This window comes from Ruegeria sp. CK2, from assembly GCF_056536585.1.
Genome location: NZ_JBQFPW010000002.1, coordinates 299,157 through 311,441 on the forward strand (window position 1 = coordinate 299,157; position 12,285 = coordinate 311,441).

Here is a 12,285-nt window from a genome sequence, read left to right on the forward strand (position 1 = left end):
GCGCCCAGCGTCAAGGCAAGGTTATGCCGCACCACCCAACAAGGCGGCGTTGCCACCCGCTGCTGTGGTATCGACGCAAACATGACGTTCGCCCAGTACACGCGTCCGGTCTGGCTTCCCCGGGATCAGGGGCAGGATAGGGCCATCCCGCCGGGCCAGAGACAGCTCGATCTGACGTGCAGTCTCATCATCACCCCACCACAAGACGCCTGAGATTTCGGTCAGGTCTTCCAACCGATGCAGGTCCAGCATGCCCGTCGCTTGAATTGCAGTCCCACCAAGGTTCATCACAGACTCCGCTTGCGCGCGCGCCGCGGTTTCTCCGGGACCCATGCATAACAACGGTGGGCGAGGGTATTCGCTCAGGCGGTTGGACTCGCCGGTTGGACCTGGCAGAGATTGGGTTTTGACCGCGGCAGGTTGCGCCTGCGACGCGGGCAGATCTGCCTTGGCGTCCCAAGTACCCGTCGCAGCTTGGCGATCCGGTGCACAGAACCGGGCCATATAGTTGGGTCCGCCTGCCTTCGGCCCGGTGCCGGAAAGACCTTCCCCACCAAACGGTTGCGATCCGACAATGGCTCCGATCTGGTTGCGGTTCACATAGATGTTGCCCGCGTGGATCGCTTCGGTGACGTGCTGCACCCGGTCATCAATCCGGGTATGGAGGCCAAAGGTGAGCCCGTAGCCGGTAGCGTTGATATCGGCGATGACCTTGTCGATTTCCTGAGCTTTGAAGCGTGCAACGTGCAAGACGGGACCAAAGATCTCGCGTTCCATGGCCGAGATACCCGAGACCTTGATCAATGTGGGGGCAACAAATATTCCTTTGTTAGGTGCGTCAAGTTCCTTGAGAACCCGCCCCTCGCTGCGCGCCTGTGCGACATGATCCGCGATGCCCTGACGTGCCAGTTCGTCAATGACCGGACCGCAATCGGTTGAGATCATCCATGGGTTCCCAACCGACAAGGCGTCCATCGCGCCTTTGAGCATCGTCAGTACATCCTCGGCGATGTCTTCCTGCAGATACAGGCAGCGCAGCGCTGAGCATCGCTGACCTGCCGACTGAAACGCGCTCTCAATGATGGACTGAACGGCCTGCTCGGGCAGGGCCGTGCTGTCGACGATCATTGCGTTAAGACCACCGGTTTCCGCAATCAGCGGCGTTCCGGGGCGCATGTTCTCGGCCATTGCCGTTCTGATTTTCAGCGCCGTGACGGTTGATCCAGTAAAGGCCACACCGGACACGCGCGCATCCGAGGTCAATGCCGCGCCAACAGCCGGGCCACCCGGCAGCAGTTGCAACACATCGCGGGGCACTCCGGCCTCATGTAAAAGCTGAACTGCACGGTGTGCGATCAGAGGTGTTTGTGGCGCAGGCTTTGCCAAAACTGCATTGCCCGTGGCCAAGGCTGCCGCGATCTGACCGGAAAAGATGGCCAATGGGAAGTTCCATGGGCTGATACAAGTGAACGTACCAGCTGGATCGGAATCCGGGATATTGGCGGCGTAGTAGCGTAGAAAATCGACCGCTTCGCGCAGTTCCGCAACCGCATCGGGCAGAGATTTTCCCGCTTCACGTGCCAAAAGGGCAAAGAGTTCACCGTAATGCGTTTCGTACAGATCCGCTGCAGCGTTCAGGATACGGGCGCGTTCGGTGGCCTGAACCCGCCATTGGCTTGCCGACGCAAGCGCCAGCTCGACATCTTCAGCGCTCGCCTGCGAAACAGTACCAGGCACGTCTTGGGGATCGGCTGGGTTGACGATGGGTTCATCTGACACCGGCTTGGCTTTGTCTGACAATAGCGGTCGAGCATGCCAATCAGAGCTTCGGAACTGGTCCCGCGCGGTGTCGATCATGTCAAGCGTCGGGGTGTGATTCAGATCGAAGCCGTTTGAGTTTGGTCGTTCAGGCTGGTACAATTCTGGTCCGGTCGGCAAAGGGGCAGGCGGTGTCTGAATGGTGCTAAAGGGATCTGCAGCGACCTCCTCTGGCGGCACGTTCTCGTCTACGATTTGATTGACGAAGGACGAATTTGCCCCGTTTTCCAACAGCCGTCGGACCAGATAGGCCAGCAGGTCACGGTGTGCGCCAACCGGAGCGTAAATGCGGCAGCGCGTACCCCGTTGGTCCTTCACAATCTGATGCAGTGTCTCACCCATGCCATGCAGGCGCTGGAATTCATACTGTTGATCCTCGGCCATGTGTGCGATCGCGCTGACGGTATGCGCATTGTGCGTGGCGAATTGAGGATAGATGCGGTCGGTCATACCCAAAAGCTTACGGGCGTTGGCGATGTAGGACACATCGGTTGCAGCCTTGTGGGTAAACACCGGAAAGCCGTCGACACCTTCGACCTGCGCGCGTTTGATTTCGGTGTCCCAATAGGCACCTTTGACCAGACGGACCATGAGTTTGCGGTCGTGTCTTTGGGCCATCTCGTAAAGCGTATCCAGAACCAGCCCGGCACGCGGGCCGTAAGCCTGAACAACAATGCCGAAGCCATCCCAACCGGCCAGCGCCGGTTCGGCCATCACCGTTTCGATCACCTGCATTGACAGCGACAGGCGATCAGCTTCTTCGGCGTCAACGTTCAAGCCCATTCCGGCCGATTTCGCCAGCAGTGCAAGAGAGCGCAGGCGCGGGACCAAATCCTTCATCACCCGTTCTTCCTGGGCCAATTCGTATCTTGGGTGCAGTGCCGACAGCTTGACCGAGATACCGGGATTGGCACGGATGTCGTCATGTGTGCAAGCTTCGGCAATCGCGGCGATGGCCCGGGAATATGACAGATGATACCGCGCCGCATCCGCGTCTGTCCGCGCAGCCTCGCCCAGCATATCATAGGAGTAGGTATAACCTTTCTCCTCCATCCCGCTGGCCCGTTTCATGGCGGACTGGATCGTTTCGCCCAGCACAAACTGGCGTCCCATCTCTTTCATGGCGCGTCCGACGGCGGTTCGGATCACCGGCTCGCCCAGACGCTTGATCGCGCCCCGCAATGCACCGACCGGCGATGCCTTGCCTTCATCCAGGACTTTGCCCGTCAGCATCAACGCCCAAGTTGATGCGTTAACTAAAGATGATGAGGACTGTCCCAGATGTTTACCCCAGTCCGATGGCGCGATTTTATCTTCGATCAGCGCGTCGATCGTATCCGCATCGGGAACGCGGAGCAGCGCTTCGGCAAGGCACATCAAGGCGATGCCTTCGTCTGTGGACAGGCCATACTCGGCCAGAAAGACCTCCATCATACCGGGTGATGTGTTCGATCGGATGTCTCGAACAAGCTGCGCGGCTGCATCGCAAACTGCGCTGCGATCTGCGTCCGTAAGGGCCGCCTGATGGATCAGGGCATCAAGAATTGCGGTCTGGTCCGCATAGGTCAGGGTATCGATACGGGTACTCAGGTTATGTGACATGGTTTCTCCGGGCTTTTTGTTAGTATATTCGCTAAATGACAGGACAACGGACCGAGTTTTGCTGTATTGTGGTCCAATCGCCTGAAGATTTAGGGGGCTGAGATGCAAAAAGACTTTCCAACGTTGGATCGGTTTGACCGCTCTATCGTTAAGGTGCTTGCCGAAGACGGACGTATTTCAGTTGCGGATCTCGCCCGAAAGATTGGGCTGTCCAAATCGCCCACGCAGGCACGTCTGAAACGGTTGGAAGCCGATGGAATCATCACCGGTTATCGCGCCATGTTGGACCCGATCCGTCTTGGGTTGGATCACGTTGCCTTTGTCGAGGTGCGTTTGGCAGACACGCGTGAAAAGGCGCTGGCTGAGTTCAATGCGGCGGTTCGAAAGGTAGCTGAAATAGAACAGGCGCATATGATCGCCTCGAATTTCGACTACCTATTGAAAATTCGCACCGGTTCGATGTCAGAGTATCGCGCTGTGCTAGCTGAGAAGGTCTCTTCCCTGCCGCATGTCGCCAGTACATCCACATTTGTCGCGATGGAGGCGGTCAAAGAAACCGGAATGTTGGGCGCGCTGAACAGTACGGGCTGAACGGCGCCCGTCGACTGAGACTGTGACCTGATCCGGGGTACGACCCAGCAAAAGGTAAAGCCAAGCCGATGCTGAAATGGCTTTTTGCAATAGTCTTTGGCAGCCAAAACTCGTTGACTCGTTTAGGCCGTGCTACTCCGATCAGACGTGATTTGAATTCTCTTATTGCTAAATTTGGAACGTTCCAGTAATGAATTGGAACGTTCTAATTGAGGGGGTCTGAAATGGACTGGGTTTTTGTTGGAGCAAGTACAATCGCTGCCCAACACATGCTGAACGCAGTACGCCAACAACCAGGGCACAATGTGACCTGGATCGTTAGCAATTCTCCTGAACGGGTTCAGTTATGGGCCGATGATCATGGAATTGCGTGCGCGACGACCAACCTGTCCGAGGCGCTTTCTGATCCCAAGGTAAAGGCTGTCTACATTTCATCCACCAACGAAAAGCATCATGCGCAGGCCATGGCCGCCATTTCGGCAGGCAAACACGTGTTGTGCGAAAAGCCATTGGGGATGACCCAGGAAGAGGCAATTGAGATGGTGCGCGCAGCCGAGGCAGCGGATGCCGTCTTTGGCACCAATCACCACCTGCGCTGCTCGGGCAGCCATCGCGCGATCCGTGATCTGATTGCTGCAGGGCGCGTGGGGCAGGTACTGTCGTTGCGCATTCATCATGCCGTTCACTTACCGGGCAATCTACAAGGGTGGCGGATAAACGATGCAGGTGCCGGGGGCGGCGTGATTCCTGACATTGTGGTGCATGACGCAGATGTTACGCGCTTCCTGCTGCAGGAGGACCCGGCCTCTATCGTGGCTCAGATGGCTAGCTCGGGCATGGGGCAGGGGGTCGAGGATTCTTGCATGTCTGTCTGGACCATGCCCTCCGGTGCGATGGTCATGACACATGAGAGCTTTACGCACCCTTTTGCCGGATCAGGTTTGGAGGTGCACGGAACGCACGGATCGATTTTTGCAAAGGGCATTATGACCCAAAGCCCGATTGGCGACATCACCTTGGTGACCGAGGCCGGTCAGGAAAACATCTCGTACTCGGATCATGACCTGTATGTTCAAGGCGTTTCCGAGTTTGTTGCCGCCACCACAGGACAGGGTCGGCCTGCCGCCGATGGCCCAGATGGGGTAAAATCCCTGTCTGTGGCACTTTGCGTGCGTAAAGCCGCCGCAACCGGGCAGCGGGTTGATGTCGATTACGGTGGGTTCTGATGACCAAGCTTGTATCCGCATCCCAGGCTGTTTCTCGCATCCCAGACGATGCAGTGGTGACGGTGTCGTCATCTTCCGCTTTGGGATGCCCCGATCTGGTGCTCGAAGCCATCGGTCAGCGGTTTCAGGCCGAAGGGCATCCGCGCAACATCACAACGCTTCACCCCATCGCGGCAGGGGACATGTACGGGGTAAAGGGTATGGAGCATCTGGCCCAAGACGGGCTGCTGAGCCGCGTTTTGGCCGGATCGTACCCTTCGGGCCCTTCAAGCCTTGAGATGCCTGAAATCTGGAAGATGATCGTCGAGGATCGGGTGGCAGCCTATAACGTTCCCTCGGGCATTCTGTACGATATGCACCGCGAGGCTGCTGCAAGGCGGCCCGGCGTGTTAACCCAAGTCGGATTGGATACCTTTGTTGATCCGGTCCGAGAAGGCTGTGCGATGAATGCGCGCGGTGCGGATGCACCGATCGTGGCTCGGGCAGAATTCGATGGTCAGACCTGGTTACACTTTCCCAACATCGTTCCGAACGTTTGTATTATGCGCGCCACCACTGCGGATGAATTCGGAAATCTGACATACGAACATGAAGGTGCGTATCTGGGCGGGTTGGAACAGGCAATCTGCGTGCGCAACCACGGTGGGCTGGTGATCGCACAGGTTAAGCGAGTCACTGCTGCGGGCAGTCTGCGGCCCCATGATGTGCGTGTCCCGGGTCATCTGGTTGACCTGATTGTTGAGGACCCGCTTCAGAAACAGACCACTGAGACACCCTATGATCCGGCGATATCAGGACAGGTCATGCGTCCCTGGGATAGTTTTTCTCTAGCAGAACACGGTGTCGAGAAGGTCATCGCGCGCCGGGCCGCTTTGGAGTTGCGCAAGGGGATGAGTGCGAATCTGGGCTTTGGGATCAGCGCAATGGTCCCGCGTATTCTACTGGAAGAGGGCCACCCGCAGGCAGTGACCTGGGCCATTGAGCAAGGTGCCGTGGGTGGTGTGCCCCTGACTGGATTTGCGTTTGGATGCGCGTCCAATGCCCATGCCTACGTACCGTCGCCACAACAGTTCATCTACTTTCAGGGCGGTGGGTTCGATATGTCTTTCCTGTCGTTCCTCGAGGTGGATGTCGAAGGCAATGTGAACGTCTCCAAGCTAGGCAAAAAACCTTACCTGACAGCGGGATGCGGTGGTTTTGTTGATATCACAGCGCGGGCGAAGAAAATCGTGTTTTCCGGTTGGTTCGAGGCAGGCGCCAAGATCGATCTGGGATCAGATGGTATCAAAGTCACAGCGCCCGGAAAATTCACCAAGATGGTGGACCAGGTTGAACATGTCACCTTCTCGGGGCGCCGTGCGCGCGAGACGGGTCAAGACGTTCTATATGTCACCGAACGCTGCGTGATCTGCTTGACTGAGGGCGGTTTGGTCGCGACCGAGATCATGCCCGGTATTGATCCGAAGCGCGATATCGTCGACGCGTCCGGCGGGCGTATATCCGTGGCAGAAAACGCCAAACTCATGCCCGGTACGCTTTTTGCCGAAGGCTCCATGGGGATGACCCCATGAGCGGGATTGGTTTCCATATCGATGGGTCAACGGCAGTCTTAACGTTGGACAACGCGGCCAAACTGAATGCTTTGACGACGCAGATGTTGGATGCGCTGGAAGCGCGGGTTCAGGAAGTTGAGCGCGACAGCTCACTACGAAGCTTGATCGTAACCGGTGCGGGCCACAAGGCTTTTTGCTGCGGCGCCGACATTGGCGCATGGGGTGACTTAAGCCCGGCTGAGTTTTCGCGCCATTGGGTGCGGGACGGACATCGGATTTTTGACCGATTGGCGCGGCTGGGCAAGCCGACGATTGCCGCGATTAACGGCCATGCATTTGGCGGAGGGCTGGAATTGGCCAGTTGTTGTGATCTGCGGCTTGTGGCCCCCCGTGCGACGCTGGCCTTGCCAGAGGCACGCGTCGGGATTGTGCCTGGTTGGTCAGGAACGCAGCGGCTGACCCGGCTGATCCCGGAAGGCGCTGTGAAAGAGATGGCGCTGTTTGGCCGTCGTATTGGGGCGGAACGCGCTGTTGAACTAGGTTTCGCGGCCGAGGTGGCAGACGATCCACTGGCCCGCGCGCTTGAGATGGTGGCTGACATACAAGGCTTGTCCCCGCGTGCCGTGGAAATCTCAAAAAACATGATCCATGCAGCGGTTGGCGAAGACACGCAGGCCGTCGTCGAAGCCCTCGGTAGCGCTGCGGCTGCGGCTTCAGCGGATCGCGACGAAGGTGTTGCGGCCTTTAAGGAAAAACGAAACCCTCAGTTTTCAGGCCTTTGACAAGATGAAAGATCTTTCGATCAACTCCGCAATTTCTTTCGATCTGCCCGAACCTTTCGAAGGTCGGCACCTGATCAACGGTGTTTTTTGTGACAGCGCATCTGGTGAGACCTTCGAACGCCACTCCCCGTCGCATGGGCACATCGTCAGCCGATCCGCATTGGGCGGAGAGGCTGAGGCTGAGAAAGCGATTGAAGCGGCCCGCGCGGCTTTTGACAGCGGGGTCTGGAGCCGGGCATCTGGCAAACACCGCGCATTGATCTTACTCAAAGTTGCGGACTTGATTGAGTGCAATGTCGACCGCATCGCGTTGATGGAAACACTGGAAAGCGGTAAGCCGATCAGCCAGTCCCAGGCAGAAGTCGGCGGTGCTGCAGATTTGTGGCGCTATGCGGCCTCGCTGGCACGCAGCACACATGGGGACAGTCACAACACGCTGGGTGAAGACATAGTAGGCATGGTTCTGAAAGAGCCTATCGGCGTAGTGTCGATCATCACGCCGTGGAACTTCCCATTCTGGATTCTCAGCCAGAAACTGCCCTTTGCACTGGCGGCGGGCTGCACCGTCGTGGTGAAACCGTCAGAGATGACGCCTTCGACAACCCTGATGCTGGGTGAGCTGCTGGTCGAGGCAGGTCTACCAGCTGGTGTCTGCAATATTGTGCTTGGGTACGGTGTGCCGGTTGGTAGCTTGATGTCCAGCCACCCGGCCGTAGATATGGTGAGCTTCACGGGGTCGACGGGGGTTGGCAAAACCATTAGCGCAACAGCGTCGGACACGCTTAAGAAAGTGGCTCTGGAACTAGGCGGCAAGAACCCCCAAGTGATCTTCCCGGATGCCGATTTGGATGCTGCTGCGGATGCGGTTGTTTTTGGTGTCTATTTCAACGTAGGGCAGTGCTGCAACTCAAGCAGTCGGATTATCGTGCATGAAGATATTGCAGAAGATTTCCGCGACCGTGTTGTTGACCTGTCTCGCAAGGTTAAGTTCGGCGATCCGCTTGATCCAACTACGCAAGTGGGCGCAATCGTAACCCCGCAGCACAACTTGAAAATTGATGCTTATGTCAAGGAAGCCGAGGCCAATGGCGCGACTGTTGTGCTTGGCGGTGCCCCGTTGAACGTCGAAGGTCTGGGCAATCAGTTCTATCAGCCAACAGTGATAGACGAGGTCACGCCCGACATGCCCATCGCACGGGACGAAGTGTTTGGCCCGGTTCTTTCCATCCTGACGTTCAAAACACTGGACGAGGCCGTTACACTGACCAATGATAGCGCTTACGGTCTGTCCGCGGGCGCGTGGAGTGAGAGTGTTCACACCTGCCTTGAATTCGCCCGCCGTGCAGAAACGGGAACGGTCTGGACCAACACCTGGATGGATGGATTCCCCGAAGTTGCCTTCGGTGGGTTCAAGCAATCAGGGCAGGGACGAGAGATTGGACGATATGGGTTCGAGGAATTCTTTGAAGTGAAATCTGTGGTTATGCGGATCGGCAACAGCCGGACGCGATGGGTGCAGGAAAGCTAACAACAGGCACCTACAAAAGGTGCTCAACGAACGACGATCGCATTTAGGGAGGAAATATAATGCGCAAACTACTCAAGACGAAATCGGCCATTGTGGCTGGCCTGCTGTGCACGTCCAGCCTTGCCCATGCCGAAGAGGTCGAAGTTCTGCATTGGTGGACGTCAGGCGGCGAAGCCGCAGCGCTGAACGTCCTGAAGGACGATTTGTCAGGACAGGGCGTTGGCTGGACCGATATGCCTGTTGCAGGCGGCGGTGGTGAACAGGCGATGACCGTTTTGCGGGCGCGTGTCACTGCTGGTAACGCACCAACAGCTGTACAGGGTTTGGGCTTTGATATTCAGGACTGGGCCGCACAGGGTGCGCTGGCTGACTTGAATGACGTTGCTGCCAAAGAAGGCTGGGACGACGTTGTACCTGACGCGTTGAAAGCGTTTGCCAAGCATGACGGTAAGTGGGTGTCTGCGCCTGTCAACGTCCACTCGACCAACTGGGTTTGGGCGAACAAGGCCGTGCTGGACGCAAATGGCATCGCGCAACCAGCCAGCTGGGACGAATTTGTTGCAGCCGTCGAGGCGTTGAAAGCCGCGGGTATTACGCCGATCGCACATGGTGGTCAGGCATGGCAGGACGCGACCATATTTGATGCGGTTGCGATGTCGACCCTGGGTCCGGATGGTTACAAGGCGGCGTTTGTTGATCTGGACGAAGGCACACTTGGCGGAGACGCAATGAAAGAAGCCTTCGACCGCATGGCCTTTATCCGTGACAACGTTGACGAAAACTTCTCGGGCCGCGACTGGAACCTCGCCACGGCGATGGTCATCAATGGTGAAGCCGGTTTCCAGATGATGGGCGACTGGGCAAAAGGCGAGTTTCTGAATGCGGACAAAGCTCCGGGTGAAGACTTCCTGTGCTTCCGCTTCCCGGGAACGGCCGATCAGGTCACGTTCAACGCCGACCAGTTCATGATGTTCGATCAGGGCGGTTCGGTTTCGGCAGAACAAGCCGCACTTGCCAGTGCCATCCTGTCGCCCGCATTCCAGTCGGCATTCAATGTCGTGAAGGGATCGGTCCCGGCCCGTACAGATGTCAGCGACGCAGATTTTGACGCCTGCGGTAAGCAAGGCATGAAAGATCTGGCCGCAGCAGCGGCATCGGGTAACCTGTTTGGTTCGATGGCTCATGGCCACGCAGCGCCCGCGTCGGTCAAGAATGCGGTCTATGACGTCGTGACGGCGCATTTCAACGGTGAGTACGACAGCGAAACAGCTGTGGTCGAGCTGGTTGACGCCGTATCGATCGCCAAGTGATCGAAAAGTGATCCTCCCGATGGGGCGGTCATTCGACCGCCCTGTCCCAAGAGGGCAATCCAAGCCTTAGAACACCACCACTTTAGGAGGGCGCGCCATGGCTGTTTCAGCCGACGCGGATTTCAAGACACGCCTTCAAAACTGGATCCCGAAACTGGTCCTGTCGCCTTCGTTGGCGATGATGCTGGTCTTTGTTTACGGGTTCATCCTGTTTTCGGTCTACCTGTCCTTTACCGACAGCCGCATCCTGCCGTCATTTGGATGGGTTGGTTGGGAAAACTACGACAAACTTTGGCGGCTTAGCCATTGGGAAACGTCCCTGATCAATATGGGCATCTTTGCGGGTCTTTATATCGTGATCTGCACCTGTATCGGGCTTGGCCTAGCGATCTTCCTTGATCAGAAAATCCGCGGTGAAGGTTTGCTGCGCCCGATTTACCTATATCCCATGGCACTCAGCTTTATCGTGACAGGTACCGCTTGGAAGTGGTTTTTGGACCCCGGTATCGGGTTGGAAAACGTGATGCACAGCTGGGGTTGGGAAAGTTTCGAGTTTGACTGGATCAAAAACCGAGACTACGCAATTTACACGGTTGTTCTGGCCGCCGTATGGCAGACCAGCGGTTTCGTTATGGCGATGTTTCTTGCTGGTCTGCGGGGGATCGACAACGAAATACTGCGTGCCGCACAGATGGATGGTGCGTCGAACTGGAACCTCTACCGTCGCATCATTATTCCGCAATTGCGACCTGCATTCCTGTCTGCGTTTGTTATCCTCAGCCATCTGGCCATCAAGACATTTGACCTTGTGATCGCCTTGACCGGAGGCGGCCCAGGCCGCGCGACCGAGCTGCCCGCAACCTTCATGTATTCTTACACCTTCACCCGAAATCAGATGGGGATTGGTGCTGCATCGGCGACGATTATGCTGATGACTATCGCAGCGATCATGATCCCCTATCTTTATGCTGAATTGCGGGAGAAACGCTGATGGCTCAGGCGACTCAGGATACCGCGATCCGCACCGGGCGCATCACGCGCACGCTGATCTATCTGGTGCTATTACTGTTCTCACTGTTCTATCTTCTGCCGCTTTACGTGATGCTGGCAAACTCACTGAAACCGCTGGAAGAGATTACCGGCGGCGGCATGATGAACTTGCCGCAGGTCTTTACCTTTGAGCCCTGGATCAAAGCCTGGTCGTCGGCTCAGATCGGGGTCGAGCCGACAGGCCTGCGCCCGTATTTCTGGAATTCCATCAAGATGGTGGTTCCGGCTGTCATAGTCTCGACCGTTCTGGGTGCGCTGAATGGGTATGTGCTGACAAAGTGGCGGTTCAAATACGACACTATCTTGTTTGGCTTGATGCTTTTCGCCTGTTTCATCCCGTTCCAGATCGTGTTGATCCCTATGGCACGCATGCTGGGTCTGATGGGGTTGGCCGGAACGACTTGGGGCCTGGCCCTGGTGCATGTGGTGTACGGTATCGGATTCACGACGCTTTACTTCCGCAACTACTATGCTGTCTTCCCAACCGAACTGATCCGGGCCGCGCAAATTGATGGGGCCGGGTTCTTTCAGATCTTCTGGCGCATTCTTCTGCCCAGCTCCGGGCCAATCGCAGTGGTCTCAATCATCTGGCAGTTCACAAACATCTGGAATGACTTCCTGTTTGGCGCCTCCTTTGCGGATGCCAACAGCCAACCGATGACGGTCGCGCTTAACAACCTGGTGCAATCGTCAACCGGTGTGAAGGAATACAACGTTCATTTTGCAGGCGCCATTCTTGCCGCCTTGCCAACTCTGCTCGTCTACATCGTGGCTGGTCGATACTTCGTCCGTGGCCTGATGGCGGGTTCCGTGAAAGGATAAGGC

The 12,285-nt window shown here is 57.0% G+C and carries 9 protein-coding genes; 8 read left to right on the top strand and 1 reads right to left on the bottom strand.

Annotation, left to right across the window (positions count from 1 at the left end; translation table 11 throughout):
- Positions 1-21: 21 nt before the first annotated feature.
- The gene (gene putA / locus ACR0BU_RS04650; protein ID WP_480735993.1) at positions 22-3,420 is read right to left on the bottom strand and encodes a bifunctional proline dehydrogenase/L-glutamate gamma-semialdehyde dehydrogenase PutA; all 3,399 of its coding nucleotides are present in this window, start codon (positions 3,418-3,420) and stop codon (positions 22-24) included.
- Positions 3,421-3,522: 102 nt separating this feature from the next.
- Here putA and ACR0BU_RS04655 point away from each other — a divergent pair, with 102 nt between their 5' ends.
- The 8 genes from ACR0BU_RS04655 (at position 3,523) to ACR0BU_RS04690 (ending at position 12,282) form a co-directional block, all read left to right on the top strand.
- Positions 3,523-4,011: an Lrp/AsnC family transcriptional regulator gene (locus ACR0BU_RS04655; protein ID WP_298933600.1), complete on the top strand. Its 489-nt coding sequence runs from the start codon at positions 3,523-3,525 to the stop codon at positions 4,009-4,011.
- A gap of 224 nt (positions 4,012-4,235) precedes the next feature.
- Positions 4,236-5,237 (top strand): Gfo/Idh/MocA family protein, encoded by a 1,002-nt coding sequence (locus ACR0BU_RS04660; protein WP_480735992.1) that lies wholly within the window; start codon positions 4,236-4,238, stop codon positions 5,235-5,237.
- The gene (locus ACR0BU_RS04665; RefSeq protein ID WP_480735990.1) at positions 5,237-6,808 is read left to right on the top strand and encodes an acyl CoA:acetate/3-ketoacid CoA transferase; all 1,572 of its coding nucleotides are present in this window, start codon (positions 5,237-5,239) and stop codon (positions 6,806-6,808) included. Before ACR0BU_RS04660 ends, ACR0BU_RS04665 begins: the two co-directional genes overlap by 1 nt.
- Positions 6,805-7,572, top strand: coding sequence for an enoyl-CoA hydratase/isomerase family protein (locus ACR0BU_RS04670; RefSeq protein WP_480735988.1), 768 nt, complete (start codon positions 6,805-6,807; stop codon positions 7,570-7,572). Before ACR0BU_RS04665 ends, ACR0BU_RS04670 begins: the two co-directional genes overlap by 4 nt.
- Positions 7,573-7,576: 4 nt before the next feature.
- Complete coding sequence (locus ACR0BU_RS04675; protein ID WP_480735987.1) at positions 7,577-9,100, top strand: aldehyde dehydrogenase family protein; 1,524 nt, start codon at positions 7,577-7,579, stop codon at positions 9,098-9,100.
- 59 nt (positions 9,101-9,159) lie between these two features.
- The gene (locus tag ACR0BU_RS04680) at positions 9,160-10,410 is read left to right on the top strand and encodes an ABC transporter substrate-binding protein (protein ID WP_480735986.1); all 1,251 of its coding nucleotides are present in this window, start codon (positions 9,160-9,162) and stop codon (positions 10,408-10,410) included.
- A gap of 97 nt (positions 10,411-10,507) precedes the next feature.
- Entirely contained in the window at positions 10,508-11,401 is an 894-nt protein-coding gene (locus ACR0BU_RS04685; protein WP_120631896.1) for a carbohydrate ABC transporter permease, read from the top strand.
- Positions 11,401-12,282 (top strand): carbohydrate ABC transporter permease, encoded by an 882-nt coding sequence (locus ACR0BU_RS04690; protein ID WP_480735984.1) that lies wholly within the window; start codon positions 11,401-11,403, stop codon positions 12,280-12,282. The genes ACR0BU_RS04685 and ACR0BU_RS04690 overlap by 1 nt, the downstream gene beginning before the upstream one ends.
- Positions 12,283-12,285: the final 3 nt, after the last annotated feature.